This window comes from Pseudomonas sp. BTN1 (genome assembly GCF_001907715.1).
Lineage (GTDB): Bacteria > Pseudomonadota > Gammaproteobacteria > Pseudomonadales > Pseudomonadaceae > Aquipseudomonas > Aquipseudomonas paracarnis.
The window spans coordinates 1-25,321 of record NZ_MPBM01000034.1; the positions used below are offsets into that span (position 1 = coordinate 1).

At 58.4% G+C, this 25,321-nt stretch carries 27 protein-coding genes and 1 pseudogene; 22 read left to right on the top strand and 6 right to left on the bottom strand.

Annotation, left to right across the window (positions count from 1 at the left end):
* Positions 1 to 158 (top strand): annotated as a pseudogene (locus tag BMH52_RS29625) (lysis protein); the annotation flags it as partial.
* A 106-nt stretch (positions 159 to 264) separates the two neighbouring features.
* On the top strand, positions 265 to 1,449 hold the full coding sequence (locus BMH52_RS17200) for an acyltransferase (RefSeq protein ID WP_073844439.1): 1,185 nt from the start codon (positions 265 to 267) through the stop codon (positions 1,447 to 1,449).
* 17 nt (positions 1,450 to 1,466) lie between these two features.
* Here BMH52_RS17200 and BMH52_RS29630 read toward each other — a convergent pair whose 3' ends face one another.
* The 3 genes from BMH52_RS29630 to BMH52_RS17215 form a co-directional block, all read right to left on the bottom strand.
* Positions 1,467 to 1,859 (bottom strand): hypothetical protein, encoded by a 393-nt coding sequence (locus tag BMH52_RS29630; RefSeq protein ID WP_073844441.1) that lies wholly within the window; start codon positions 1,857 to 1,859, stop codon positions 1,467 to 1,469.
* An 88-nt stretch (positions 1,860 to 1,947) separates the two neighbouring features.
* Positions 1,948 to 2,157, bottom strand: a complete 210-nt coding sequence (locus tag BMH52_RS17210; protein ID WP_019816802.1) for a hypothetical protein — start codon at positions 2,155 to 2,157, stop codon at positions 1,948 to 1,950.
* Positions 2,158 to 2,488: 331 nt separating this feature from the next.
* Positions 2,489 to 3,265, bottom strand: a complete 777-nt coding sequence (locus BMH52_RS17215) for a hypothetical protein (protein ID WP_020303086.1) — start codon at positions 3,263 to 3,265, stop codon at positions 2,489 to 2,491.
* Positions 3,266 to 3,611: 346 nt separating this feature from the next.
* On the opposite strand from BMH52_RS17215, the gene BMH52_RS17220 reads away from it, so the two are divergent.
* The 6 genes from BMH52_RS17220 to BMH52_RS17245 all read left to right on the top strand — a co-directional run bounded on the left by BMH52_RS17220 (position 3,612) and on the right by BMH52_RS17245 (position 8,434).
* A complete protein-coding gene (locus BMH52_RS17220; protein WP_032902864.1) occupies positions 3,612 to 4,028 on the top strand; it encodes an Ivy family c-type lysozyme inhibitor in 417 nt (138 codons plus the stop codon).
* Between the two features lie 129 nt (positions 4,029 to 4,157).
* Positions 4,158 to 4,559: a hypothetical protein gene (locus BMH52_RS17225; protein WP_014718871.1), complete on the top strand. Its 402-nt coding sequence runs from the start codon at positions 4,158 to 4,160 to the stop codon at positions 4,557 to 4,559.
* A gap of 92 nt (positions 4,560 to 4,651) precedes the next feature.
* A complete protein-coding gene (locus BMH52_RS17230; protein ID WP_014718870.1) occupies positions 4,652 to 4,849 on the top strand; it encodes a hypothetical protein in 198 nt (65 codons plus the stop codon).
* 194 nt (positions 4,850 to 5,043) lie between these two features.
* Positions 5,044 to 5,784 (top strand): hypothetical protein, encoded by a 741-nt coding sequence (locus BMH52_RS17235; RefSeq protein WP_032902865.1) that lies wholly within the window; start codon positions 5,044 to 5,046, stop codon positions 5,782 to 5,784.
* A 133-nt stretch (positions 5,785 to 5,917) separates the two neighbouring features.
* Positions 5,918 to 6,187 carry a hypothetical protein gene (locus tag BMH52_RS17240; protein WP_019816804.1) on the top strand — a complete coding sequence of 90 codons (270 nt, stop codon included), beginning with the start codon at positions 5,918 to 5,920 and terminating at the stop codon, positions 6,185 to 6,187.
* Positions 6,188 to 6,322: 135 nt separating this feature from the next.
* Positions 6,323 to 8,434 carry a TonB-dependent receptor domain-containing protein gene (locus BMH52_RS17245; protein WP_073844443.1) on the top strand — a complete coding sequence of 704 codons (2,112 nt, stop codon included), beginning with the start codon at positions 6,323 to 6,325 and terminating at the stop codon, positions 8,432 to 8,434.
* Position 8,435: 1 nt separating this feature from the next.
* Here the strand turns inward: BMH52_RS17245 and BMH52_RS17250 are convergent, their stop codons facing one another.
* Positions 8,436 to 10,250 (bottom strand): sigma-54-dependent Fis family transcriptional regulator, encoded by a 1,815-nt coding sequence (locus BMH52_RS17250; RefSeq protein ID WP_073844447.1) that lies wholly within the window; start codon positions 10,248 to 10,250, stop codon positions 8,436 to 8,438.
* Positions 10,251 to 10,595: 345 nt separating this feature from the next.
* Between BMH52_RS17250 and BMH52_RS17255 the strand changes: the two genes are divergently transcribed.
* The 12 genes from BMH52_RS17255 to BMH52_RS17310 all read left to right on the top strand — a co-directional run bounded on the left by BMH52_RS17255 (position 10,596) and on the right by BMH52_RS17310 (position 22,149).
* Entirely contained in the window at positions 10,596 to 11,690 is a 1,095-nt protein-coding gene (locus BMH52_RS17255; RefSeq protein ID WP_014718865.1) for an ABC transporter ATP-binding protein, read from the top strand.
* Positions 11,690 to 12,787: an ABC transporter ATP-binding protein gene (locus tag BMH52_RS17260; protein WP_032902868.1), complete on the top strand. Its 1,098-nt coding sequence runs from the start codon at positions 11,690 to 11,692 to the stop codon at positions 12,785 to 12,787. The genes BMH52_RS17255 and BMH52_RS17260 overlap by 1 nt, the downstream gene beginning before the upstream one ends.
* The gene (locus BMH52_RS17265; RefSeq protein WP_003192014.1) at positions 12,784 to 13,650 is read left to right on the top strand and encodes a carbohydrate ABC transporter permease; all 867 of its coding nucleotides are present in this window, start codon (positions 12,784 to 12,786) and stop codon (positions 13,648 to 13,650) included. The genes BMH52_RS17260 and BMH52_RS17265 overlap by 4 nt, the downstream gene beginning before the upstream one ends.
* Positions 13,651 to 13,660: 10 nt before the next feature.
* Positions 13,661 to 14,461, top strand: a complete 801-nt coding sequence (locus tag BMH52_RS17270; protein WP_003192012.1) for a carbohydrate ABC transporter permease — start codon at positions 13,661 to 13,663, stop codon at positions 14,459 to 14,461.
* 11 nt (positions 14,462 to 14,472) lie between these two features.
* A complete protein-coding gene (locus BMH52_RS17275) occupies positions 14,473 to 14,745 on the top strand; it encodes a DUF2160 domain-containing protein (protein WP_014718862.1) in 273 nt (90 codons plus the stop codon).
* A gap of 47 nt (positions 14,746 to 14,792) precedes the next feature.
* Positions 14,793 to 16,535 carry an ABC transporter substrate-binding protein gene (locus tag BMH52_RS17280; protein WP_003192009.1) on the top strand — a complete coding sequence of 581 codons (1,743 nt, stop codon included), beginning with the start codon at positions 14,793 to 14,795 and terminating at the stop codon, positions 16,533 to 16,535.
* Between the two features lie 145 nt (positions 16,536 to 16,680).
* A complete protein-coding gene (locus BMH52_RS17285; RefSeq protein WP_014718861.1) occupies positions 16,681 to 16,875 on the top strand; it encodes a hypothetical protein in 195 nt (64 codons plus the stop codon).
* Entirely contained in the window at positions 16,875 to 17,150 is a 276-nt protein-coding gene (locus tag BMH52_RS17290) for a type II toxin-antitoxin system RelE/ParE family toxin (protein WP_019816805.1), read from the top strand. Before BMH52_RS17285 ends, BMH52_RS17290 begins: the two co-directional genes overlap by 1 nt.
* 209 nt (positions 17,151 to 17,359) lie before the next feature.
* The gene (locus tag BMH52_RS17295) at positions 17,360 to 18,739 is read left to right on the top strand and encodes an iron-containing redox enzyme family protein (RefSeq protein WP_073844450.1); all 1,380 of its coding nucleotides are present in this window, start codon (positions 17,360 to 17,362) and stop codon (positions 18,737 to 18,739) included.
* A gap of 11 nt (positions 18,740 to 18,750) precedes the next feature.
* Positions 18,751 to 19,695, top strand: coding sequence for a class I SAM-dependent methyltransferase (locus BMH52_RS17300; protein ID WP_073844452.1), 945 nt, complete (start codon positions 18,751 to 18,753; stop codon positions 19,693 to 19,695).
* Between the two features lie 7 nt (positions 19,696 to 19,702).
* Entirely contained in the window at positions 19,703 to 20,821 is a 1,119-nt protein-coding gene (locus BMH52_RS17305) for a carboxylate-amine ligase (RefSeq protein WP_073844454.1), read from the top strand.
* Between the two features lie 83 nt (positions 20,822 to 20,904).
* Positions 20,905 to 22,149: a zinc-dependent alcohol dehydrogenase gene (locus BMH52_RS17310; protein WP_014718857.1), complete on the top strand. Its 1,245-nt coding sequence runs from the start codon at positions 20,905 to 20,907 to the stop codon at positions 22,147 to 22,149.
* Positions 22,150 to 22,435: 286 nt separating this feature from the next.
* On the opposite strand, the gene BMH52_RS17315 is transcribed toward BMH52_RS17310, so the two are convergent.
* Both BMH52_RS17315 and BMH52_RS17320 read right to left on the bottom strand, forming a co-directional pair.
* Positions 22,436 to 22,867: a hypothetical protein gene (locus tag BMH52_RS17315; RefSeq protein WP_072434017.1), complete on the bottom strand. Its 432-nt coding sequence runs from the start codon at positions 22,865 to 22,867 to the stop codon at positions 22,436 to 22,438.
* A 92-nt stretch (positions 22,868 to 22,959) separates the two neighbouring features.
* A complete protein-coding gene (locus BMH52_RS17320) occupies positions 22,960 to 23,748 on the bottom strand; it encodes a helix-turn-helix domain-containing protein (protein WP_014718855.1) in 789 nt (262 codons plus the stop codon).
* 85 nt (positions 23,749 to 23,833) lie between these two features.
* On the opposite strand from BMH52_RS17320, the gene BMH52_RS17325 reads away from it, so the two are divergent.
* Complete coding sequence (locus BMH52_RS17325; protein ID WP_019816810.1) at positions 23,834 to 24,832, top strand: bile acid:sodium symporter family protein; 999 nt, start codon at positions 23,834 to 23,836, stop codon at positions 24,830 to 24,832.
* Positions 24,833 to 24,919: 87 nt separating this feature from the next.
* Positions 24,920 to 25,282: a type 1 fimbrial protein gene (locus BMH52_RS17330; RefSeq protein ID WP_014718853.1), complete on the top strand. Its 363-nt coding sequence runs from the start codon at positions 24,920 to 24,922 to the stop codon at positions 25,280 to 25,282.
* The last annotated feature ends 39 nt before the right edge of the window (positions 25,283 to 25,321 follow it).

Here is a 25,321-nt window from a genome sequence, read left to right on the forward strand (position 1 = left end):
TGCCTACCACCCCCGGCGCCATCGGCGTGGTTCATGCAGCCCGTCGAGCCCAACTTGACCCAGCGTATGCTCAAAGAATTTTTGCCATCACCGACGATGGGGATAACGCCGTAATTGCCTTGCGTGCGTGCCAAGCGTATGTCAGAGCCATCAAATGAATCATCCATGGGGTGCTAAGGAGTCCTTCGTTTAAAATGCAGAGCGAGTGAAAAAAAGATATTATGGTAGGAATGAATAGTAAAAATACAATAGGAAGTAAAAAGAGTGGAAGTGATTGGCGTGCTTTTTGCCTTTTTGGCGATATCTATAGCTTTGTTGTCGACTTATTTTATTTCTAGCAGATTGTCTGTTTCAGATAGTGTCGGTCGGTTTGTTACTATTGATGGATTGAGAGGGTATTTGGCTTTTTTTGTATTCCTTCATCACTCTTGCATATGGTTTTTTTATTTGAAGAGTGGTAGTTGGTCTAATCCGCCAATTAGAGTTTTTGTAAGTTTTGGACAGGTCGGAGTTTCGCTGTTTTTTATGATAACGGGATTTCTGTTCTTTTCTAAAATGCTCGATGCTCGTAACACTGGAGTTGATTGGCTTAGGTTGTATGTGTCTAGATTTTTAAGGTTGGTGCCTCTCTACTTTTTCTCGATGGGGTTGCTGTTTTTAATTGTTTTTATGGTTACCAGGGATAAGCCGCTCGGTGAGCCCAGTGAAATGCTTCTGAGTATTTCCAAATGGCTTTTATTCACTATTAGATATGGCTCTCCTGATATAAATGGTCTGGCGAATACAAATCTTATTAATGCGAGTGTTGCATGGAGCCTCCCATATGAGTGGACGTTTTATTTTGCGCTTCCTTTGGTATTTTTGGCCATTGGAGGCAGGTCCTCAATTAAGTATCTGTTTTTGAGTGTGCTATGCATGTATATGTTTGGTAGCCTGTACTTTGCCAATGGTTTTTATTGGCTGTTTGTTGGCGGCATGTTCGCGGCCCTTGTTGTCAGGCTGGAGTCGTTTAAGAATTTCTCCGCTTCTAAGTTTTCTTCTGTAATTATCTTGTTGTTATTGGGTGTGGTTTTTACAGGGTTTTCGTCTATTTATGAGAGTGTGTTGGCGAAGGCGTTAATGGTAGCTGCTTTCTGTCTGATTGCAGGTGGTAATAGTGTTTTCGGTTTGTTTAAAAGCAAGGTCTCGCGAGTGATGGGGGAATTAGCTTATAGTATGTATCTTCTTCATGGGATTCTGTTGTATGTGATGTTTAAGTTGGTTTTTGGGGTTGCGGTGATCAGTCAGGTCAGTGCGCTTCAATACTGTTTTGTTATTCTGGCGCTCACGCCGGTTTTGGTTTTTATATGTGGCCTAACATTCTCCTTGATTGAGCGTCCTGCGATGAAAAAAGTTACAGCCGTCACAGAGTGGCTTAGGTTTGAGAAATCAACCCAAGTAAAGCTCTAGGTGCAGCGGGGGAGCAGTTAAAGACTCTGGGATAGTGTTTTGATGGAGCGCGCGCTCCTGGATTTCATGCTCAAGATTCCAGACTGCTCTCCAGTTGGAAAGCTCCATGAGATCAGCCTCAAGGAAATGCTCATCTGCATAGAAATTGGAAAGCAGGGAAGGTATAACGAGTACCGTTTTTCCAGCTTGCCTATTTTTTCAAGCGCCTCGGCGAGCTTTGCTTCTATCTCGGCCTTTCCCGTCATCAGCAGGTCATTCATCTGCACCAGGCCTGCGATATTCGCCCGCGCTCTACGCAGCATGCGCTCGGTCTCTACCAGCTCGTCCACGAGGATTGCGCACTGGTGCTGGTACATCTGCAGCGGAGTGGGGCAACCGAGCCAATCATCGGTGTCCATTTCAACGGTCATAGCGTGAATCTCAAATACTGTATGCGTGTACAGTAATCGAGGTTTGGACATGGCGCGATTTGAGCCGACGAGCTGTAGGGGCTTGCGACTATTCCGATTCCATCAGCACGGCGAGAGTCATTTTGATGAACTCTTCGTTGTGTCCGATTGTGAAGAGGGCGCCTCGCACGTTGTCTGCCACCTCGGCGGAGCCACGTTGCTCAACCCAATTTGACAGCTCCAGGATGGACGCCTCGAGGGCAAGTTGGTTTTCGTAGAGTTTGGAAAGCAGGGAAGGGATTAGGTCTGAGTTCGGCATCGTTATTCCTCCGTGGAGCGAACAGCGTAGCAGGCAAATTATTGAGTTGGGAGATCGTTCGGCAGGGACGCCGGAGGAGGGGTAAATCATTTCCGCAACCCAATGCACGGCCCTTGATACATGCGGGCTGTAGGCTGGCTAAAAACTCCAGGTTGCGGAAACGATAAATAGCTAAGGTATTGATTTTTGTAGTTAACTCGGCAGTCTTGAAAACCGGCGGACGTTAATAGCGTCTCCAGGGTTCGAATCCCTGGTTTCCCGCCAAGATTTACACGAAAGCCTCGCGAAAGCGGGGCTTTTGCGTTTCTGGGGTTTGGTTATACCGGGCTATTTAGGCAGTTGGTCTAACTCGAAAGGCCAGGAACACCGGCCCGAATGGGAAGGTACTGACTTCCAGCTCATCCAGTGGATTGAGCGTGTGCGTGCGGCTTCCAGCGTTGCTGTAGATCACGTGGCTGCTGGATACGGCAATGTTGATCTTGCCGGCGGCTGCCTGGATTAGATTCACCTTGAACCCTTCAATCACATCATCACCGATTGTCAGCGTGACATCTGTATCGCTGATGACCAGCATCGACTTGCCTGAATCCGACATGGTCAAGGGCCTGCTGCCGGTGATAGAAACATTGGTGTGCACATGTCCGCCAGCGTGGTAACTGACCATTCTCGGATCAGCGAAGACCCGGGCGAAGGAGCCGACATAATTCACACTGGCGCGCATGTCGTCGAATTGCTCAACCACGTATGTACCAATGCTGCCGGAAACTTCCCCATTGGGGTCCAGAACCCATTTGCGTCCTACCATCAACCCGATCTGGGTATTGGCACGTACACCGGCACGCATTTCTTCCAGAAAGAGCTGGCTGATCTGGCCACCGCCTTTGCCCTGGACATAGGTAAATCGTGCAATGGAATGGCTGTCGCCAGTGGGGCTGCCCTGGGCAGTATCGACCTTGTAGTCGACAAAGTCTGCCGAGACGATGGTGGTCGTGGTGTTGGCGTTTGGCGCCCAGGTAAAATCCAGGACCCTGCCGGTTTTGACCTGCTCTAGAGAGATGGTGGCTTGTGATGTAGTCGTAGAGCCTGACTGCTTCAAATCGTCATTCATGATACTCATCCGTAAGTGAAGTCGAGGGTCGAAAGTACACGAAGCAAATGACCGCCGTCATCACAGCACGTTTTCTACAAGACTATGCTGTCTTACTGGATCCGTATGGAGCTGTCATCGTGCACGTGCCCTCGCACTGCGTATTCATTACTAAGCACAGTACGGAGCTTTTAGCTTGACTGATTTACTTCTCTCCACGGCAGCCATGGCCTGCCTCATGATTTCAAGCTTGTTTGTTAGGTGAACGTCGAAACTTCTAAAACAGTGCCCTGTCTCAGCTTTCATACCGATGTTTAAGTGCAACCTGCGAAAGCGGCTGAAAAGTCAGCGAGATGGAGTCATTCGAATGAAAATACTGAGCCTTTCGATGCTGGCGGGTGCCTCCATGATGCTAGTCTCTGAAGGCGTTTGGGCTGAGCAATATCTGCCCGAGATTGCCAGCAAAGCGCCTTACAAAAAAGCCTACGCAGAGATGCTCAGTTATCCGGACTGGGTCAGTAAAGCTCAGGGCACAGCGTCGCCAGTCGAGACGGTTTCGGCGGATGGTAAGCGCTTTACGGTAGGCCACATGTGCAAGCCACATGATTGTGCAGACAATCAGCTAATCGTGGTCTTTAACGCAGATGGAACAAAGTCCTGGGGGCTACTCGCGACGCGTCCAGCCGAGGGAGAGGCATTCAGTAAGCAATTGCTGGGTGATCCCGACAGTGTCGTTCAGGGCCTACTGAATAAGTCGTTTGCTGACAACAATCCCGAAGATTGATGACCGGTGTCGCTCTGCTGCGGCAAACGGTGGGTGGGGAGAACGACCATCAGATAAGACATAGCGAACAGACAGCTTGTTATGGTTATTGTGGATGTTAAAGTCGCACAAATTTTTTGAGGGAACGATATGCGAGGCTTAATCGGAGCATTACTGCTTGCTGCTCTTGGTGGGTGCTCCACATCGCCTATATCTGCCGACATCGCAGACCCTGTGCCATCCACAAGAATGTATGCCTTTACGGAAAAGAACGCGGCTCAGTTGGTGGTGACTAGAGACTCGGGCATCTACGGAGCTGAAGTCCGTTTTATTTTGCATATTGATGGAAAACCGGCTGCCGAGTTTCACCCTGGGGAGGTTGCCAGGTTTGGGCTGGCCCCTGGCAAGCATATTCTTGGTGTCTCGAAATACATGCTTTTCGGCACCTCAAGAATCATCGAATCAGAAATTGATATGAAGCCGGGAGACCTTGTTCGCCGCAGAATTTCTCAGCACGGCAGCAGTTTTTCTTTCACCCCGACTGCCTACTAAACGCCATTCGTCTAACGCCCGGCACTCTCAATCCCGATGCAGCCTCTCAATCCTAAGCGCGGATATCCCGAGCCTATAAACGGAGTGCCAGCATGGAAATCAACGAGAAAGCCCCAGGCAACATTTCCCAGCAAGCGGTTACCCGGGGCACCGATAACGAGACCGGCCATGACCCGCGGCGTGACGAGGACAATATCCCGCTGCCGCCGGATGACGAGGCGCCTCTTGAAGAAGATATGTCGGATGTAGATGCGGCCGATTCAGTAGCTACTGAGCATCCCAAGACCTGAAGGCGTTCAGGCCAAAGAGCCCGGCCCTGTGCCGGGCTTTGTCTGCTGGCCCCCTTGGTCTCGTTCACCTCCTTGTGGCTGTAAGCCGATGCTGATCCGACCCGCACCGCTGCACTTTTTTCCATTTTGCTGATCTACCTCTGTCCCGGCCACCCGACTCCCGCGTGCGGCCCACAGAATCAGACCCGGTGCCGATGGATCGAACGTTTACGATTTTTACCACCCGATGGCCGCTGTTGCTGGCTGCGATGTTCGCGCTGTGTGCAGTGGGTTGCAGCCAACAACAGGGCCGCGATATCGCCAGGCAGTTCAGCGACGGCAAGCCCGATGAGTTCTTCCAGACCAGCGTCGACCGCATGGCCACGCTGGGGATGCGTGACAACCTGCAAAGCCTCTACCTGCTGATGAGCAAGCTCTACCTGCGCAACCCCAACCAGTGGCGTCAATCGGGGTATCCGGATGCGGTGACCGCCGCCCGGAAAATCCGCCAGGCCATCGAAAATCGCCAACCCTTGCCCGCACTGGGTGACCGGCGTGACCTGGCTGCCCTGAGCTATTCCTTGAGCCCCGACTTTCGCGGCGACCGCGTCGGCGCGTTCATCTATGCGATTGGCAGCATGCTCGTGACCGCTCACGGCGGGCGCACGCAGTTCTATGTGACCGACTCGATCAACCCGCAGTTTGTCAGCAATGCCGCGCGCAATATCGAAAAGGCCACCTGGCTGCTCAGCCAGCGTCAGGATGCCAACGGCGTGTTGCTGTTATTTTCCAACGAAATCTCGGAGGAGGGCAGTAACCTCAGTTTTGCCGTTGAGTTCGGCAAGATCGTCGCGCGGTTGGACCTGCTGACCCAAATCCTCGATGAGCGCTACCGGCGCATTGGCCTCAATTACGCACAAAGCCTGTTGCTGATGAATTTCCTGCCGGTGCAGTAAGGCCCATCGCATCGACCAATCGGTGCGGTGTTTCCCTTTCCGCTGTAGGAAGCGGCCTATCTTGTCTCCGGCGGCTTGAAAGGCTGGCCTGCGGGCAATAGCCTCGGATTTTTCTTAAACACGAGGCCCTCCCTTGGGTAAACGAAAAACGGTTTGGCCCACGGATCGCGAAATACGCTTGCGGTTTATCCTCTATGCGGTAATTGACGCCGCGACCGCCCAGGGCGTGTCTGCCGAGTTATTGCTGCCGGCGCATAAGTTATTGCGTGACTCGCCCACGGAAGACCAGTTGCGCGACACCTTGGGGGCGATTCTCGCCACTGACGAAATGTATGGCTTTCGCTTTCCGCCGGGGTCGGATGCAGATGATCTGATGCGGACATTGGCAACTGCCGATGGTTAAACTGATTCACCCCTGTTTTTGATACGCCCCTGTCCGTCATTAAGGAGTGACTCGAGGGGCATACCTGCCTTCCCATCACTGTTCGCGTGGTGGGCTCGGCCCGGCACGTTCCCGGATTCCAAGGACCTGCTCCCAATGCTGCTGCGCCACCCCCCGTTTATTTTTGCCGCCTTGACCCTCAGTTCGCTGGTACAGGCCGAAGGCCTGCAATTGGCGCCGGTTGAAGTCACTACGGCTGAGGCCAGTGCCGCAGAAATCGCCCAGGCGCAGCTCAAAAGCGTGCCCGGCGGCACCAATTACATCGATATGGACAGCGTGCAACAGGGACGGGTCAGCACCAACGAGGATGTCTTCAAGTACCAGGCTGGTGTTTACGCCAAGGCGGCCAATAACGAAGGGGTGAAGGTGTCCATTCGTGGCTCGGGCCTGAACCGCGCCCCCGGTGCCCATGCCTCCGGCCTGTATGAAATGTTCGACGGCCTGCCGCTTACCGGCCCAGGCGGCACGCCCTATGAGCTCAAGGACCCGCTGTGGCAAAGCCGGGTAGAGGTGCTGCGTGGCGCCAACGGGTTCGATCAGGGTGCATTGGCCTTGGGCGGTGCGGTCAACTACGTTACCCGCACCGGCTTGGACGCGCCCAAGCTGCAAGTGCGCTATGAGGTCGGCAGTCGCGGCTATGCCCAACGCGAAGTCAGTTCCGGGCAGGTGCTGGGGGACGCCGACTATTACATCAGCCTCACCGATTCGGAGTCCGACGGTTATCAGCACCAGAGCGCTGGTACCGGCAAGGGCATCGCCGCCAACTTTGGCTATCGCTTTAACCCGGACCTGGAAACGCGCTTCTACTTGCGTTATCGCGAAACCACCAACGATTCTCCCGGCAGACTCACGCGTGACCAGATCAGCCATGATCCGCGTGCCGCCAACAGCCTCAACGCCGCCCGCGATTCAAAACGCCTGCAACCGGGCTCTACCTGGATCGCCAACAAGACCACCTTGCAACTCGATGACGCATCAAGAATCGAAGTCGGGCTGGCCTATCACGATTACCCGATGGATCTGCGCGAGGGCACCAACCGCCTCAAGGTCGCCTACACCGATATCAGCGGCACCCTGAACTACATCCGTCAGGACAACCTGTTCGGCCATGCCAGCAAAACCACCGTCGGTCTGCGCACCACCCAGGCGATGCCCAATAATGGCGCTTCGGAATATGTGCGCATCCCGGCGGGCAAGACCGCAATCTACGCCCCCGGCACCAAAACCCGCGATTACAGCTACCTGGGCTCCGACACCGTGCTGCATGTCGGCAACGAGTTGGAACTGCTGGAGGATCTGTGGCTGACCACTGGCCTCGCCGCGATCTACACCCGCCGCGAAACCCAGGTGACTTACCCCGACGGCCAGGCGCCGCTCAGTCAGCATGACTGGGACTACGCACCGCGCATCGGCCTGCGTTACGACTTCACCCCGCAATTGCAGGTATACGCCAACTTGAGCCGGTCGGTAGAGCCGCCGCACGCCTGGTCGATGATCTGGGGTTCCAACAAATATTTCGACGCCGGCCCTGCCAATGGGTTGGCACGCGAAGGTGTCAGCCTGAAGAACCAGACCGCCACCACTCTGGAAGTCGGCGGTCGCGGTGAAGCCTGGCTCGGCCAATGGGACCTGGCCCTCTACCGCTCCGAAGTACGCCACGAATTGCTCTCCGTCGAAACCCAGGCCCAAACCGCCAACAGTAGCGCGATTATTGCCGAATCCAACGCCAGCCCCACCGTGCACCAGGGCGTGGAGCTGAGCCTGCTCAGCCCGCTATGGGACGGTGGCCGCAACGGCAGGCTCGACCTGCGCCAAGCCTATACCTACAGCGACTTCCACTACCGCGACGATGACCGTTTCGGCGACAACACCTTGCCCGGCATCCCCAAGCATTACTATCAGGCCCAGGTGCGCTACAGCCACCCGACGGGTTTCTACACCAGCCTCAACACCGAGCACGCCTCGCGGGTAGCGGTGGACTACGCCAATTCCTACTACGCTGCGGCTTACACCACCCTCGGTGCCACGTTCGGCTATGACGCACCCCAGCGAGACTGGCAAGCCTGGGTCGACCTGCGCAACCTGACCAACCGCCGTTATGCCAACACCGTTACGCCGGCTTACGACGACAAAGGCATGGACGCTGCACGTTCAACCCCCGCTGACGGGCGGGGTATCTACACCGGCGTTTCCTGGAGCTGGCGTTAAATCAACCTTCGTGTTGGCGCAGGCGCTTGTACAGGGTGTTGCGACTCACCCCCAGCTCTCGCGCCAGGTGGGAAATATTCCCGCCCACGGCTTCCAGGCGCTGGCTCAGGTCGAGACTTTCATCCAGGTGTTCAGGTTTAGACAGCGGCACTGTCGCCTGCAAATCCACAAAAAAATCATCGGGCAGGTGCTCTGCGCGGATCGGCTGCTCCTCGGCCATTGCCAACGCCACCTGCAACACGCTGCTCACCTGGCGTAAATTCCCCGGCCACGGGTGTTGCTCGAATAGCCTCAGCACCTCGGCGCTCAGCCCGGCCCATTGCGTCGGTTCGCGGTGTTGCTGCCACAGTTGCTGGAACAGCGCCTGCTTGTCGGTACGCTCGCGCAATGGCGGCAATTCCAGGGTCAGGCCCCCGATGCGGTAGTACAAGTCCTCGCGAAAGCGTCCGGCCTGTACCAGTTCGCGCAGAGCGCGGTTGGTCGCCGAGATGATGCGCAAGTCCACCGGGAACACCTCGCTGCTGCCCACCGGTTGCACACAGCGCTCCTGCAATACTCGTAACAGGCGGGCCTGGGTGGGCAGCGGCATATCGCCAATCTCGTCGAGAAACAGCGTGCCCTTGTCCGCCTTGCGGATCAGGCCGATGCTGCCTTTCTGGTTGGCGCCGGTGAAGGCGCCTTTTTCGTAGCCGAACAGTTCCGATTCCACCAGCTCTGCGGGAATCGCCGCACAGTTCACCGCGATCAACGCCTGTCGGCTGCGGGAACTGGCCTGGTGCAGGGCTTTGACGAACACCTCTTTGCCTACGCCGGTCTCGCCATGGATCAACAGCGGAATGTCCTTCTCCAATAGGCGCTCGGCCTGGCGCACGGCTTTTTCCACGCGCACATCGCCAAAATGTAGGGTCTGAAGGTTGATCGACGTCGGTGCTGGCGGCGGTTGGCTGAACAGCCGCGCTTGCACCGGCATCTGCTTGGGCCGCTTCAACAGGCACTGGAACCGATTGCGTCCCGCCGCCTGCAAGGCGAAGGGCAGCCCTTCCGGTTGGTTGAGCAACTCCAGCAGCGAGACCTTGAACAGGCTGTCGATCATCACCCGCGACAGGCTGATGCCCAGCAGATTATCTGCGCGCCGATTGGCCGACAGCACCTGGCCGCTTTCATCAAAGATCAGCAGGCCGGCCCATTGGCTGTCGAGGTTGCTCAAGCCGGTGTTGAAGGTCAGTTGGAAGTGTTCGCCGCGAAACAGGTTGAGGATCAGCCGATTCTCCACGGTCTGGCTCATCATCTTGACCATGCCCAGGGTGTGGGAGGGCGGCAGGTAACTGTCGCTGGACACGTCCAGAACGGCGATGATTTCGCGCTGGGCATCGAAAATCGGCGCCGCGGAGCCGGTCATGAAGCGGTTGGCCTTCAGGAAGTGTTCATCGTGTTCAATATGCACGGCCTGGGCGCAGGCCAGTGCGGTGCCGATGGCATTGGTGCCACTGGCACGCTCCATCCAGCTCGCGCCGGGGCTGAAGCCACGGGCCAGCCTGGGTTCGATAAACCGCTGGGTGCCCCACGACGTCAGGACCTGGCCCTGATTGTCGGCCAGCATGATCAGGCAGTTGGAGTTGCTGAGGATATTTTCGTAGTAGGGCAGCACTTCCTGATGAGTGGTCTGCACAAGTGAATGCTGGCTTTCCAGGAGATGGCGAATGCCCTCGGCGGGCAGTTGGTCAAAGCTGGGGGTGCTCTGGTGATCCAGGCCGTAGGCGCGGCAACGGCGCCAGGATTCCTGGATAAGGGTGTCGTGGGTCAAGGGTTCGGCCATCGTGCGACCTTCATTTTTATTGTTATTGCATATCTAACTGAAGAAACCGATTCAAACTGTGGGAGCGGGCTTGCTCGCGAATACGGTGTATCAGTCGACCGATGATTGACTGACCCACCGCATTCGCGAGCAAGCCCGCTCCCACATTTACCCTGTGTTGGTCATGAGAGTGTTGTTCACAACTGTTCATTGTCAACCCCGGCAGTGTTCAATTGTTCAGCCGGATTGTTCACTCCCGAACATCACCATTCGACCATCTCCTTACACATCAAGCGCTTGCGGTATTGGCACGAAACTCGCTCTGACAACGGACCAGATTCATTCCAATAATAAAAAGGTCGTGTCATGTCATTGACCCTGGAACATGTCTCCCGCGTTGTCGACGGCCAAACCTGGATCGACGACGCCAACCTGCGGTTCGAAGCCGGTTCTTTCAACGTCCTGCTCGGTCGCACCCTATCCGGCAAGACCAGCCTGATGCGCCTGATGGCCGGCCTGGACAAGCCCGACAGCGGCCGCATCCTGATGAACGGCGTGGATGTCACGCAAAAGCCGGTGCGCCTGCGCAATGTGTCGATGGTCTACCAGCAGTTCATCAACTACCCGACCATGACCGTGTTCGAGAACATCGCCTCGCCGTTGCGCCAGGCCGGTGTGTCCCAGGAGGTGATCCAGAGCAAGGTGCTGGAAACCGCCAAGATGCTGCGCATCGAGAAATTCCTGCAGCGCCACCCCCTGGAATTGTCCGGTGGCCAGCAGCAACGCACCGCCATGGCCCGCGCCCTGGTGAAAGACGCTGAACTGATTCTGTTCGATGAGCCGCTGGTCAACCTGGACTACAAACTGCGCGAAGAGCTGCGTCAGGAAATGCGCGAACTGTTCAAGGCGCGCCACACCATCGCGATATATGCCACCACCGAGCCCAACGAGGCCCTGGCCTTGGGTGGCACCACCACCATTCTTCATGAGGGGCGGGTGATCCAAAGCGGCAAGGCCGCCGAGGTCTACCACCAGCCGCAAACTGTCCTCGCCGCTGAGCTGTTCTCCGAGCCGCCGATCAACCTGATGCCAGGGCGCATCAGCGGCAACGAAGTGAGTTTCGCCAACTTCGTGCATTTCCCACTCAATGTTGACCTGCGTCCTATCGGCGAAGGCGAGTTCCGCTTTGGCGTGCGCCCCAGCCATATCAGCCTGGTACCCAGTAATGATGATGACCTGGAGCTGGCGGTGACCGTGGAAGTCGCCGAGATCAGCGGCTCGGAAACCTTTCTGCATGTGCGCAGTGAGCACTTCCTGCTGGTGCTGCACCTGCCGGGGGTGCATGAATACGATGTCGACGCGCCGATCCGTGTGTATATCCCCACCCATAAACTGTTTGTGTTCGATGGTCAGGGCCGCTTGGTCCAGGCCCCCGGACGCCGTGTCGCGAGGGTTGCCTGATGGCCGAGATCCATTTGCGCAACCTGGCCCATAGCTATAGTCCTACACCCACAGGGCCAGAAGATTACGCCATTCGTGAAATGAATCATGTGTGGGAGCAGGGCGGTGCCTACGCCTTGCTCGGGCCGTCGGGCTGCGGCAAGTCCACGCTGCTCAATATCATTTCCGGCCTGCTCAGCCCGTCCGAAGGCCAGGTGCTGTTCGATACCCAAGTGGTCAACGATCTCACCCCAGAGAAACGCAATATCGCCCAGGTGTTCCAGTTCCCGGTGGTGTACGACACCATGACGGTGTTCGACAATCTGGCGTTCCCGCTGCGCAACCAGGGCATGGCCGAAGCGAAAATTCACAGCAAGGTGCAGGAAATCGCCGAAGTCCTCGACCTGCAAAACCTGCTGAGCAAAAAAGCCCGCAACCTCACCGCCGACGAAAAACAGAAAGTCTCCATGGGCCGTGGCCTGGTGCGCGATGACGTGTCGGCCATTCTGTTCGATGAGCCGCTGACGGTGATCGACCCGCACCTGAAGTGGAAACTGCGGCGCAAGCTCAAGCAGATTCACGAGCAGTTCAATATCACCATGGTCTACGTTACCCACGATCAACTGGAAGCCTCCACGTTCGCCGACAAGATCGCGGTGATGTACGGCGGGCAGATCGTGCAGTTCGGTACGCCGCGTGAATTGTTCGAGCGGCCCAGCCACACCTTTGTCGGTTACTTCATCGGTAGTCCTGGGATGAATCTGATCGAGGTGCAGGCCAAGGCTGGCGGTGTAGGGTTCGCCAATACCCTGTTGCCGCTGTCCGAAGCAATGCAGCAACGTCTCAACACCACCGACTACAAAAAGCTCCAGGTCGGCATTCGTCCGGAATTTATCCACGTATGGGACGAGTACAACCCTGACGCCCTGCAAGCCGACGTCGTACATGTGGAAGACCTGGGCACCTACAAGATCATGACCCTCAACCTCGACGGCGCCACCCTCAAGGTGCGCCTGGCCGAGGACAAGCCGGTGCCGGAAGGCAAGGCTTCCATCAGCTTCCCGACGCAATGGCTGATGCTCTACGCCGACGATTACCTGCTGGAGGTGGCGCCATGAACAAAGTGCAGAACAACAAGGCCTGGTGGCTGGTGTTGCCGGTGTTCCTGCTGGTGGCGTTCAGTGCGGTGATCCCGATGATGACCGTGGTCAACTATTCGGTGCAGGACATTTTCGACCAATCCAGCCGCTATTTCGTCGGAGCCGACTGGTACAAGCAGGTGCTACTCGACCCGCGCCTGCACGACTCGCTGCTGCGCCAGTTCATCTACTCGGCCTGCGTGCTGTTGATCGAGATCCCACTGGGCATCGCCATCGCCCTGACCATGCCCACCAAGGGCCGCTGGTCCTCGCTGGTGCTGATCATCCTCGCCATTCCCTTGCTGATTCCGTGGAACGTGGTCGGCACTATCTGGCAGATTTTTGGCCGTGCCGACATCGGCCTGCTGGGCTCGACCCTCAACGCCCTGGGCATCAGCTACAACTACGCTGCCAACACCATGGACGCCTGGGTCACCGTACTGGTGATGGATGTGTGGCATTGGACCTCGCTGGTAGCGCTGCTGTGCTACTCAGGTTTAAGGGCCATTCCGGACGTGTACTACCAGGCTGCGCGGATTGATCGTGCATCGGCCTGGGCGGTGTTCCGACATATCCAGTTGCCGAAGATGAAAAGCGTGCTGCTGATCGCGGTGATGCTGCGCTTCATGGACAGCTTCATGATCTACACCGAACCCTTCGTGCTCACCGGCGGCGGGCCGGGTAATGCCACCACTTTCCTGAGCCAGACGCTTACCCAGATGGCCGTCGGCCAATTCGACCTGGGCCCGGCGGCGGCGTTTTCCCTGGTGTACTTCCTGATCATCCTGTTGGTGTCCTGGCTGTTCTACACCGCCATGACCCATTCCGACGCCAACCGCTGAGGCCGCCAACATGAGCAAGCGCAAGCTGATTCCACTACTCGTTTACATCCTGTTCCTGCTGGTGCCGATCTACTGGCTGCTGAACATGTCCTTCAAGAGCAACACCGAAATCCTCGGCGGCCTGACCCTGTTTCCGCAGGATTTCACCCTGGCCAACTACAAGGTGATCTTCACCGACCCGAGCTGGTACACCGGCTACCTCAACTCGCTGTACTACGTGAGCCTGAACACCGTGATCTCCCTGAGCGTGGCGTTACCAGCGGCGTATGCGTTCTCGCGCTATCGCTTCCTGGGTGACAAGCACCTGTTCTTCTGGCTGCTGACCAACCGCATGGCGCCGCCGGCAGTGTTCCTGCTGCCGTTCTTCCAGCTGTATTCATCCATTGGCCTGTTCGACACGCACATCGCCGTGGCCCTGGCCCATTGCCTGTTCAACGTGCCGTTGGCGGTATGGATCCTGGAAGGCTTCATGTCCGGCGTACCCAAGGAAATCGACGAAACCGCCTACATCGATGGCTATAGTTTTCCCAAGTTCTTCGTGAAGATTTTTATCCCGCTGATTGGCTCCGGTATCGGCGTCACGGCGTTTTTCTGTTTCATGTTTTCCTGGGTCGAACTGCTGCTGGCGCGCACGCTCACCTCGGTCAACGCCAAGCCCATCGCAGCGGTGATGACCCGCACGGTGTCGGCGTCCGGCATTGATTGGGGCGTGCTGGCAGCGGCGGGGGTGTTGACCATCCTGCCGGGCATGCTGGTGATCTGGTTTGTACGCAACCACGTGGCCAAGGGCTTTGCCCTGGGCCGGGTCTAGAGGAGTCGATGATGGAATGGATGGCCTGGACCACCCCCACTGCGCTGTTCTTTGGCGGCATTGCCCTGATTCTGGCGGGCATGACCACTTGGGAATTACGTTCGCCGAGTATCCCGCGGCGCGGTTTGCTGCCGATCAGCACCACCCGTGGGGATCGCTTGTTTATCGGTCTTCTCGGTAGCGCCTACCTGCATTTGCTGGTCATTGGCGTTACCGACTGGAGTATCTGGGTGGCGTCCGCGCTCTCCCTTGTTTGGCTGTTGAGTGTGATGCGTTGGGGCTAGCAAGCTCGCTCCTGCAAGCCCCGTTTGAAACTAACCTGGAGGTCTCTATGTTGAATAAAAACAATAAGCTGCGACATAGCATTTCATTGGCCGCCGTACTGGCCCTCAGTGGTTTGAGCGCTTCGGCCTGGGCTGATGCGTATGAAGATGCCGCGAAAAAATGGATCGGCAGCGAGTTCAAACCCTCGACCCTTACCGAAGCCCAGCAGTTGGAGGAGTTGAAGTGGTTTATCAAGGCGTCGGAGCCGTTCCGTGGGATGAAGATCAACGTGGTGTCGGAAACCCTCACCACCCATGAATACGAATCCAAGGTGCTGGCCAAGGCCTTCAGTGAAATCACCGGCATCAAGCTGACCCACGACCTGCTGCAGGAAGGCGACGTGGTGGAGAAGCTGCAAACCCAGATGCAATCCGACAAGAATATCTATGACGGCTGGGTCAACGATTCCGACTTGATCGGTACGCACTTTCGCTACGGCAAGACCGAGTCCATCACCGACCTGATGGCCAACGAAGGCAAGGATTTCACCTCGCCCACCCTGGACCTCAAGGACTTTATCGGCCTGTCTTTCACCACCGCGCCGGACGGCAAGATCTACCAGTTGCCCGACCAGCAGTTCGCCAACCTCTACTGGTTCCGCGCCGACTGGTTCGAGCGGCCGGAGCTGAAGGCCAAGTTCAAGGAGAAATACGGCTACGACCTGGGCGTGCCGGTGAACTGGTCGGCTTATGAAGACATCGCCAAGTTCTTCAGCGAAGACGTCAAGGAAATCGACGGCAAGCGCATTTATGGGCACATGGACTACGGCAAGAAAGACCCGTCCCTGGGATGGCGTTTCACCGATGCCTGGTTCTCCATGGCCGGCGGCGGCGACAAAGGCTTGCCCAACGGCTTGCCGGTGGACGAGTGGGGCATTCGTGTAGAGGACTGCCACCCGGTGGGCTCCAGCGTCACCCGCGGCGGCGACACCAACGGCCCGGCGGCGGTATTCGCCACGCAGAAATACGTGGACTGGATGAAAGCCTACGCGCCACCGGAAGCGGCGGGCATGACCTTCTCCGAATCCGGCCCGGTGCCGTCCCAGGGCAACATCGCCCAGCAGATCTTCTGGTACACCGCGTTTACCGCCGACATGGTCAAGCCGGGCCTGCCGGTGGTGAATGCCGATGGTACGCCGAAATGGCGCATGGCACCGTCCCCAGTCGGGCCGTATTGGGAAAAGGGCATGAAGAAGGGCTATCAGGACGTAGGTTCCTGGACCTTCCTCAAGTCCACGCCCGAAAAGCAGAAACTCGCGGCCTGGCTCTACGCGCAATTCGTGACCTCAAAAACCGTGTCGCTGAAGAAAACCATCGTTGGCCTGACGCCGATTCGTGAGTCCGATATCAACTCCCAGGCCATGACCGACATGGCGCCCAAACTCGGTGGCCTGGTGGAGTTCTACCGCAGCCCGGCCCGCACCGAGTGGTCCCCGACGGGCACCAACGTGCCGGACTACCCGCGCCTGGCGCAACTGTGGTGGAGCAACATCGCCGCAGCGGCCAGCGGCGAGAAAACCCCGCAACAGGCGCTGGACAACCTGGCCAAGGAGCAGGATGCGATCATGACGCGCCTGGAACGCTCCAAGGTGCAACCGGTGTGCGGCCCGAAAATGAACCCCGAGCGTGACGCGCAATACTGGTTTGACCAGCCGGGCGCGCCGAAGCCGAAACTGGCCAACGAGAAGCCCAAGGGCGAAACCGTGAACTACAACGACCTGCTCAAGCAGTGGGAGGCGGCACGTAAGTAATTTCGCTGAATGAGCTGAACACAACGGCACGCTTGCGTGCCGTTGTTTTTTTTTGTGGGTGAGCCACCTGCATTTCATCTGGTGCTCCGAGACAGCTTGCTAGCTTGGGACTAAACTGCTGAGCATTCATACAGGAGGTCATCTTATGGGTGTTCCACTTTCCCCAATTGTTTCCGAATTTGAAACCGAGGAGCAGGCGAATAGTCATGATCTTTGGTTTCGCGCCAAAGTCGAAAAAAGCTTGGCCAACCCCGGACCCGGTGTACCCCATGACGAAGTCATGGCGAGGGTCGAGGCGATTATCCTTGAAGCAGAACGCAAGCAGTGGGCCAAAGCCTGATGTTAAGCGTTGTTTGGCTTGATGAGGCTATCAGCGACCTGATTGACATCGTTACTTTCATTGCAGAAGAGAATCCTGGGGCGGCGCGACGTATCAAGACACGTCTTGAAGGTGCGCCTCTGCCACTGACCGAGCATCCTTACCTGTATCCGAACGGCCGTGTGCCCGGTACGCGGGAGGTCGTCGTTCACCCCAATTACGTCCTAGTGTATCGAGTAACAGCAGAGCGCATCGAGATAGTCAACGTGTTGCACGCTCGGCAAGAGTACCCCTGATTTTCTCCTCATATCGCGTGAGGCACGATTTGGTGACCCAATGTCCCCATCGCAATAGCACCGCGACCGCTTGTCCCCACGTTAACAATCCAATCTGAATTTTCCGCACATCTCAAGGTTCTGCATCTTAGAAGCGCATGTTTTCAAGCGCTATTGCAGGGCCACCTTGTGGGAGGCCCGTTGTAACGGACTTTGCGGAAACTGCCATCATGACACTCCTCACAGCGCTGTCAGGCCAGCCGGCCTCTCTCACCGATTCGGCCCAGGGCCGCCATCAACAGGTGTACCAACAGCTGTATGGCGAAACCCGAGACGCCACCGAACTGGCGCGTGAATACCTGCACGATCAATTGGCCCTGGTAGAGGCCACCGACTGCGACTTGCCAGAGGCGCCAGAACAGCTGATGGCCTGGGTCGAGCAACGCTGCGCCGAGGTGGCCCAGGCCTATGCCGACTATCTTGAGCAGCGCCGGCAAGGTGGGCCACGGCGGTATTTCCAGAACAAGGCCCATGCGTTGTACTTTCTGCAGCGCGTGGCACCCACTAAACAGGTCGACGGCGCCTGGCTCTATGGCTTGCTGCGCTATTGGCAAGACCAGCGCTTCGACGGCCTGCTCACCACTTACCTGGAAGAATTGGGCGACGGTGAAGCTGCGCAGAACCATGTGGTGATCTACCGCAAGTTGCTCAGCGAGCACGATGCCGACAGCGACGCCGGCCTTGAGGATGACCATTACCTGCAAGGCGCGCTGCAACTGGCGCTGGGCGTTTGCGCCGACGAGTTCCTGCCGGAGGTCATTGGCTTCAACCTGGGTTACGAGCAACTGCCGCTGCACCTGTTGATCACCGCCTATGAACTCAGTGAGCTAGGCATCGACCCTTATTACTTCACGCTGCATGTCACCATCGACAACGCCAGCAGTGGCCACGCGTGCAAAGCTGCACAATCGGTGCTGAACCTGTTGCCGCTGGGCGAGGGCAGGGCAGACTTCTATCGCCGTGTGGCGGCAGGCTACCGTCTGAATGATTTGGGCCTGGGTACCACGTCTATCATCAAACAATTCAACTTGCAGGACGAGGTGGTGGCGATGCTTGAGCGCAAGCGCGCCTTCGGCCAGCACATGCATTCGGACTATTGCCGCTTTGAAGGGCAGACCGTCAACCAATGGCTGGCCCGGCCTGGGCAGATCGGCGCTTTCCTCAAGGCCCTCGAAGACAAAGGCTGGATCAAGCACAACCAGGACCCCACCAACAGTCGCTTCTGGCAATTGATCGAGGGCGCTGGCGCCGCGATGTTCGGGGTGTTCAGCGGTTATGAAAAACAACTGATCCATGACTGGATTGCGGGTGAATGGGTTGCCAGCGAACGCGTGCCGCCCGTGCGGCCGGGACGCGGCAGCCGGTTTTCCCGCGAGCAGCATCGTCCCGCGGATCCTGATACCCAGGCCCTGGCGGAGTCATTGTGCAACTTGCCCGATGAGCAACAGCTCAATGCGCTGATCCCGTGGCTGTCGGCCCGCCGTCACTGCACGCCTGCCGGGCTGTATGCCACTCGCCGCTTTATCCAACTGCGTGCGCGCCTGCGCTAAGGAATGTGCCTATGTTTGCGCAACAACTGGCTGATCGTGCCTTGTTGAATTTGGGCCGCGGGTTGAAGGAGGGTGGTTATCGCTTTATCACGCCAACGCCCTTGACCCATGAGCGTGTCTATCGGCGGCTGGCGACGCCCCTGGCAATGACGCTGCGCGATGTGTTCGGTTGGTCGATGCCGTTCGATCAAGGCCTGTTGCCCGAGGCCCTGCGTGAAGAATTGCAGCAAGCGGATGTGATCGAAAAGCACGGCGCGCTATGGCGCAGCGCAGTGCGATGGTCGAGCCTCGACGAGCTGCTGTTCGCCCATTCGCCTTATCCCACCGACCAGGCGGACGCGGTGTTTTTCGGCCCCGACAGCTATCGCTTTGCCCAGGTAATCGAAGCTTACCTGCAACAACGTTTCGAGCCGCTCAAGCGCGCTGTGGACATCGGCTGTGGCGCCGGTGTCGGCGCGCTGGTGATTGCCCAAGCCCGGCATGACGCCCAGGTGCTGGCAGTGGACATCAACCCCCGCGCCCTGCGCATGACCGCGGTGAATGCCGAGCTGGCCGCGCTGCATAACGTCAGCGTGTATCACAGTGACGTGCTGGCCAGTGTGGAGGGCGAATTCGACCTGATCGTCGCCAACCCGCCGTACATGAAAGATGACCGCCAGCGCGCCTATCGCCATGGCGGCGGCGCCTTGGGGGAGCAGTTGTCGCTGCGCATCGTCAGTGAGTCCATCGGGCGCCTGGCCCTGGGCGGTAGCCTGTTGCTGTATACCGGGGTGGCGATGGTGGCCGGCAGCGACCCTTTCCTGGAGGCAGTCAAGCCATTGCTGGGCAGCGACGCCTACGGCTGGACCTACCGCGAACTGGACCCGGACGTTTTCGGCGAAGAACTGGAAAAGCCCGGCTATGAGCAGGTGGAGCGCATCGCCGTGGTTGCGCTGACTGTCACCCGATTGCGCTGAATACCCGATGCTCACCTTTGGCATTGAAGAGGAATACTTCATCACCGACCTGCACAGCCGCCAGATGGTCGGCGAGCCCTCGGCGGCGGTGCTGGCGGCCTGCCGCGAAGCGATTGGCGCAGGCTTCTCGTTTGAGATGTTCCAGGGCCAGATCGAGGCGGCCTCTCCGGTGTTCACCTCCAGCGCCGAAGCGGCGGACTACTTCCGAGCAGTACGCGGCAACCTGGCGCAATCCCTGGCTGAGTTCGGCCTCGGTGTGGTGTGCGCCGGCAGCCACCCCCTGGCCGATTGGCGTGGGCAACGGCCAACCGATCAGGCGCATTTCCGGCAACTGTTCGACGATATTCAATATGTAGCGCGGCGCAGTGTGTTGTGCGGGCTGCATGTGCATGTGCAGGTGCCGCAAACGCTGGACCGTATCGCGGTGATGAACCAGGTGTCGCCGTGGCTGCCGTTGTTGTTGTTGCTCAGTTGCTCATCGCCTTTCTGGGACGGCGCGCCCAGCGGCTTCATGAGCTACCGCCAGGCCGCTTGCGACGAGTGGCCCCGCATGGGCGTGCCGGAACACTTCAGCGATTGGGCCGAGTACCAGCGCTACCTGGCCATGTTGCAGCGCATCGGCGCGATCAAGGCCGATGGCAATGGCTGGTGGGGCATTCGCCCGGCGGCGCGTTACCCCACCCTGGAACTGCGCATGACCGACGCCTGCCCACGGCTGGTGGACGCCTTGGCCCTCGCCACGCTGTTTCGGGTGATGGTTACCCATGCCTGCGCGATGCAGCGCCCTGGAGCCAGGTTCAGTGCCGAGGCGCGCTGGCTGCTCAAGGAGAATCGCTGGCAGGCCAAGCGTTATGGGGCCGCTGGTACCTTTGCGTTGGACGACACCGGCACCCTGGGCAGCGCTGAGCAATGGCTGCAATACGCCCGACAGACCTTTGCCGCCACCGCAGAGGCCATGGGCGAGCCGCTGTTGTTCGATACCTTGGATGCCTTGCTGCAACGCGGCAACAGCGCGACTGAGCAGTTGCGCTGGCACGCCCAGGCCCAGGCCAGCGGCGCCGATGCAATTGCCAGCGTGCGCCAGGTAGTCGACCTGCTGTTGGCCCAGACGCGCGGCGACCATTGATCGGGTGTCGCTCTACGTCGAAGGAACACTGAGGGGCTGCTCTGTCCTTAATTAGTAACCCCTCAACGGCAGGAGCGCAGAGCATGCGAGCGATGACTTACCAGGGCGCACACAAGGTGCAGGTGGATACCGTGCCCGATCCGATCATTGAACAACCCGACGACATTATTTTGCGGGTCACCGCCACCGCGATCTGTGGCTCGGACCTGCACCTGTACCGGGGCAAGATCCCGACCGTGGAGCACGGCGATATCTTCGGCCATGAGTTCATGGGCATCGTCGAAGAAACCGGCCCGGCCGTTACTGCCGTGCAACCCGGCGACCGTGTGGTGATTCCGTTTGTGATTGCCTGTGGCGATTGTTTCTTCTGCCAGCTCCAGCAATTCGCCGCTTGCGAAACCACCAACGATGGGCGCGGTGCGATCCTGAATAAAAAAGCCATCCCGCCGGGTGCTGCGCTGTTCGGCTACAGCCGTCTGTATGGCGGCATTCCCGGCGGCCAGGCGGAGTGGGTGCGGGTGCCCAAGGCCAACACCGGGCCGTTCAAGGTGCCCGGCACCCTGGCGGATGAGAAGGTGCTGTTCCTCTCCGATATCCTGCCCACCGCCTGGCAGGCAGTGACCAATGCCGGCATTGGCAAAGGCTCTAGTGTGGCGATTTATGGCGCCGGGCCGGTGGGCCTGCTCAGTGCGGCTTGCGCACAAATGTTGGGCGCCGAGCAGATCTTCATGGTCGACGACCATCCGTATCGTTTGGCCTATGCGCAGAAAATGTACGGTGTGATCCCGATCAACTTCGAAGAAGACGAGGACCCGGCGGACACCATCATCCGCCAGACCGCCGGCATGCGCGGCGTCGATGGTGTGGTGGACGCGGTGGGTTTCGAGGCCAAGGGCAGCACTACAGAAACCCTGCTCACTGCCCTCAAGATCGAAGGTAGCAGCGGCAAGGCGCTGCGCCAGTGCATCGCCGCCGTGCGTCGCGGTGGCGTGGTCAGTGTCGCCGGGGTGTATGCCGGGTTTATCCATGGCTTCATGTTCGGCGATGCCTTCGACAAGGGGCTGACCTTCAAGATGGGCCAGACCCATGTGCAGCGGTTCTTACCGGAGTTGTTGGAGCACATCGAGCTGGGGCATCTGCACCCGGAGGCGATCATCACTCACCGGCTGCCCCTGGAGCAGGCGGCGCGGGGGTATGAGCTGTTTGATAAAGCCGAAGAGGAATGCCGCAAGGTGATCCTGCTACCGGGTGGGAGCGACCGGCCGCTGACCGAGCCAGTGGACGAACTGACCCCTGAGTTGCGCGTACAAGGTGTTCCCGGGTTCTAGGCCAATAACCGGAAAAATGTGGGAGCTGGTTTGCCTGCTATAGCGGTGGTTCAGTTGAATATTCAGTGACTGACGCGCTGCCTTCGCGGGCAAGCCCGCTCCCGCAGGGGATCTGTGCCGGACGCTGATTTTGTGGGCGATGCATGACCAATGTGGGAGCTGGCTTGCCTGCGAAGGCGGTGTGACAGTCACTGCATCTGTGACCGCACTACCGCTATAGCAGGCAAGCCAGCTCTCACATGGATTTTCTTTGCTTTGACAGTGGTGTTTCCCACATTAACCGGTGTCAGGCTGCGGCTTGCGGCTGGATGCGCAATTGGCCTTCGACATCCTTGACCAACCCACTGGCGACAAACAGCGGCGCCAGGCGTTTGTGCAACTGTGGCTCGACAAACTCGTTGACCGTATCCAGCCCCAACGTACCACTGAGCGGCAGCTCGGCCTTGGTGTACGACAACCATGCCTTCTTCAACGCCATCAACACATCACTGCCCGCCGTCGAAGCGAAGCGACGGTGCAGGGGCTTGGTGTCGAAGGTGAAGGTGTGTTGGAACTCATAACCGCTTTCATCGCCGCCGTTGGCCGTGCAGCGCACGCAGGTGCAAGTGCCGTCGCCGAAGGCGCTGCGCAGGTAGGCGTTGAAGTCCACCACGGGCTTGAGTGACAGGCGCTTATCAACCTCGAACAGGTCCCCGGTCATTTTTTCGTCAGTGTTCAACGTCCATTTCCTCGCAGTCGGTTGCTGTGTTTCAAAGCGCGGCACAATACCAGCCGAGCGTGGGTTTGGGGATTATTTGCGTCGTGGGAGGGTCAGCGGAAGAATTCACCGGGGGTGGAATCAAACTGCTGACGAAATGCATTGATAAAGGCTGAGGTCGATTCATAGCCACACCCCAATGCCACATCCGTCACCCGCTCGCCTTGTTCCAGGGCGGGCAGGGCGCTCAACAGGCGCAGGCGCTGGCGCCATGCGCGAAACGTCAGCCCGGTGTCACTCAGGAACACCCGACTCAGGGTCTTTTCACTCACCTCCAGCTTTCGGCTCCACTCGCCCAACGTCGTCTGCTGCTCGGGATGCAGGTTGAGGCTGCGGTAGATCTGTCGCAGCCGTGGGTCGTGAGGCAGTGGCAACATCAAATCCACCTGGGGTGCGGCGGCGAGTTGATCGAGCAGTACCTGAGCCAGGCGCCCGTCCGGCCCGTCCTCGGTATATTCCACCGGCAATTGGCTGAAGTTGCGGATCAGCTCGCGTAGCAAACTGCTCACCTCCAGCACCTGGCAACGCTCGGCGGCCCAGGCGGTGACGCTGCAATCGAGGTATAAGCTGCGCATTTCCGTATGGGGTGAACTGAACACCCGATGGGGCATGCCGGCCGGAATCCACACCGCGCGCTGCGGTGGTGCGACGAAACGGCCAACGCTGGTCTGGATCTCCAGCACTCCGGAAATCGCGTAGGACAGCTGCACCCACGGGTGGCTGTGGCGTCGCGTCAGCGCACGGTTGGGCAAGGATTCAGTACGCCCGTACACCGGCCTCGGCAGGCTGGAAAGCCCTGGGACACTGCGGCGAACGGCTTTTTCATGTCCTTTAGGCGGCATTTACTGGCTCATTGGCGTTAGTCGGTAACAGGTGGTTACGTTAGAGTCGTCGCGACGCTCTTGGCAACCCCTGGAAGAATTGCTTATGACCCGGCCCCGGTTTCTCCCCGACAACTTCACCCTCACTCTGATCGCCACGGTGATCCTCGCTTCACTGCTGCCCGCCAGCGGCCAGACCGCCGTGGCGTTCGGCTGGGTCACCAACCTGGCCATCGCGCTGCTTTTTTTCCTCCACGGCGCCAAGCTGTCGCGCAAGGCTATCGTCGCCGGTGCCGGCCACTGGCGTTTGCATTTGCTGGTGTTCAGCCTGACCTTCGTACTATTTCCGTTGTTGGGCCTGGCGCTCAAGCCAGTGCTGTCGCCGTTGATCGGCAACGAGCTGTACATGGGCATGCTCTACCTCTGCGCCTTGCCGGCCACTGTGCAATCGGCGATTGCCTTTACCTCCCTGGCCCGCGGCAACATCCCGGCGGCCATCTGCAGCGCGGCGGCGTCCAGCCTGTTCGGCATCTTCCTGACGCCGCTGCTGGTAGCGCTGCTGCTCAACGTGCATGGGGATGGCGGCTCCACAGTCGATGCGATTGTCAAAATCAGCGTGCAGTTGTTGCTGCCGTTCATTGCCGGGCAGATTGCCAGCCGATGGATCGGTGGCTGGGTCGGGCGTAACAAAGCCTGGCTGAAATTCGTCGACCAGGGCTCGATTCTGCTCGTGGTCTACGGGGCTTTCAGCGAGGCGGTCAACGAAGGCATCTGGCACCAGATCCCGCTGTGGGAGTTGGGCGGCTTGGTGGTGGCTTGCTGCGTGCTGCTGGCCCTGGTATTGGTGGCGTCTACGCTGCTGGGCAAGGCGTTTGGCTTTAACCAGGAAGACCGCATCACCATCTTGTTCTGTGGTTCGAAGAAAAGCCTGGCGACCGGCGTGCCGATGGCGCAGGTGCTGTTTGCCGGGGCGAGCATGGGCGTGTTGATTTTGCCGTTGATGCTGTTTCACCAGATCCAGTTGATGGTCTGCGCGGCGTTGGCCCAACGCTATGCCCAGCGGCCGGAGAGCATCCCCGAGTTAATGGGGCAGGTGGATCCGTGATGCACCTCTCATTCGCGGGTAAATAAGCTCAAGTTAACCGGCGTGACGACGACTTACTTCTTAACTAACCCAAGAAGGAGTGTCGGCATGAACGTTCGTCGTGTAGCGGTAATGACTGGCCTTCTGGGGCTGTGGGCAAGTACCTGCGGCGCCGCACAAACCGTGGGGCAGGGCACCATCAGGTTCAGCGGCGCCATTGTCGAGTCAGGGTGTGCGACAAATGCGCGCAGCGGTTCGGTGATGGAACTGCGCGGCTGTGCCCAATCCAGTCGTGGCAGCCGAATCGAGGTGCGCAGTGTGGCGCCGGTTGTCAGTGTCGATGCACCCCATGTGCGGCTGGTGGCGGACAGCGGCAAGGGGCGCTATTACGATCAGCGTTATGTGTTGGTAGACAGCGCCGGCAAGCTCATCCAGTCAGGCAACTACATCATTACCATGACTTCGCCGTAGGCCGCCGGGCGACGATCCGCAGCAACAGCGGTGCGAGAA

Bases quoted from the DNA above. Each gene is read 5' to 3' on its own strand.
- BMH52_RS29630 (WP_073844441.1), bottom strand. From the start codon at position 1,859: ATGACCGTTGAAATGGACACCGATGATTGGCTCGGTTGCCCCACTCCG.
- BMH52_RS17210 (WP_019816802.1), bottom strand. From the start codon at position 2,157: ATGCCGAACTCAGACCTAATCCCTTCCCTGCTTTCCAAACTCTACGAA.
- BMH52_RS17215 (WP_020303086.1), bottom strand. From the start codon at position 3,265: ATGAATGACGATTTGAAGCAGTCAGGCTCTACGACTACATCACAAGCC.
- BMH52_RS17220 (WP_032902864.1), top strand. From the start codon at position 3,612: ATGAAAATACTGAGCCTTTCGATGCTGGCGGGTGCCTCCATGATGCTA.
- BMH52_RS17225 (WP_014718871.1), top strand. From the start codon at position 4,158: ATGCGAGGCTTAATCGGAGCATTACTGCTTGCTGCTCTTGGTGGGTGC.
- BMH52_RS17230 (WP_014718870.1), top strand. From the start codon at position 4,652: ATGGAAATCAACGAGAAAGCCCCAGGCAACATTTCCCAGCAAGCGGTT.
- BMH52_RS17235 (WP_032902865.1), top strand. From the start codon at position 5,044: ATGGATCGAACGTTTACGATTTTTACCACCCGATGGCCGCTGTTGCTG.
- BMH52_RS17245 (WP_073844443.1), top strand. From the start codon at position 6,323: ATGCTGCTGCGCCACCCCCCGTTTATTTTTGCCGCCTTGACCCTCAGT.
- BMH52_RS17250 (WP_073844447.1), bottom strand. From the start codon at position 10,250: ATGGCCGAACCCTTGACCCACGACACCCTTATCCAGGAATCCTGGCGC.
- BMH52_RS17255 (WP_014718865.1), top strand. From the start codon at position 10,596: ATGTCATTGACCCTGGAACATGTCTCCCGCGTTGTCGACGGCCAAACC.
- BMH52_RS17260 (WP_032902868.1), top strand. From the start codon at position 11,690: ATGGCCGAGATCCATTTGCGCAACCTGGCCCATAGCTATAGTCCTACA.
- BMH52_RS17265 (WP_003192014.1), top strand. From the start codon at position 12,784: ATGAACAAAGTGCAGAACAACAAGGCCTGGTGGCTGGTGTTGCCGGTG.
- BMH52_RS17270 (WP_003192012.1), top strand. From the start codon at position 13,661: ATGAGCAAGCGCAAGCTGATTCCACTACTCGTTTACATCCTGTTCCTG.
- BMH52_RS17275 (WP_014718862.1), top strand. From the start codon at position 14,473: ATGGAATGGATGGCCTGGACCACCCCCACTGCGCTGTTCTTTGGCGGC.
- BMH52_RS17280 (WP_003192009.1), top strand. From the start codon at position 14,793: ATGTTGAATAAAAACAATAAGCTGCGACATAGCATTTCATTGGCCGCC.
- BMH52_RS17285 (WP_014718861.1), top strand. From the start codon at position 16,681: ATGGGTGTTCCACTTTCCCCAATTGTTTCCGAATTTGAAACCGAGGAG.
- BMH52_RS17290 (WP_019816805.1), top strand. From the start codon at position 16,875: ATGTTAAGCGTTGTTTGGCTTGATGAGGCTATCAGCGACCTGATTGAC.
- BMH52_RS17295 (WP_073844450.1), top strand. From the start codon at position 17,360: ATGACACTCCTCACAGCGCTGTCAGGCCAGCCGGCCTCTCTCACCGAT.
- BMH52_RS17300 (WP_073844452.1), top strand. From the start codon at position 18,751: ATGTTTGCGCAACAACTGGCTGATCGTGCCTTGTTGAATTTGGGCCGC.
- BMH52_RS17305 (WP_073844454.1), top strand. From the start codon at position 19,703: ATGCTCACCTTTGGCATTGAAGAGGAATACTTCATCACCGACCTGCAC.
- BMH52_RS17310 (WP_014718857.1), top strand. From the start codon at position 20,905: ATGCGAGCGATGACTTACCAGGGCGCACACAAGGTGCAGGTGGATACC.
- BMH52_RS17320 (WP_014718855.1), bottom strand. From the start codon at position 23,748: ATGCCGCCTAAAGGACATGAAAAAGCCGTTCGCCGCAGTGTCCCAGGG.
- BMH52_RS17325 (WP_019816810.1), top strand. From the start codon at position 23,834: ATGACCCGGCCCCGGTTTCTCCCCGACAACTTCACCCTCACTCTGATC.
- BMH52_RS17330 (WP_014718853.1), top strand. From the start codon at position 24,920: ATGAACGTTCGTCGTGTAGCGGTAATGACTGGCCTTCTGGGGCTGTGG.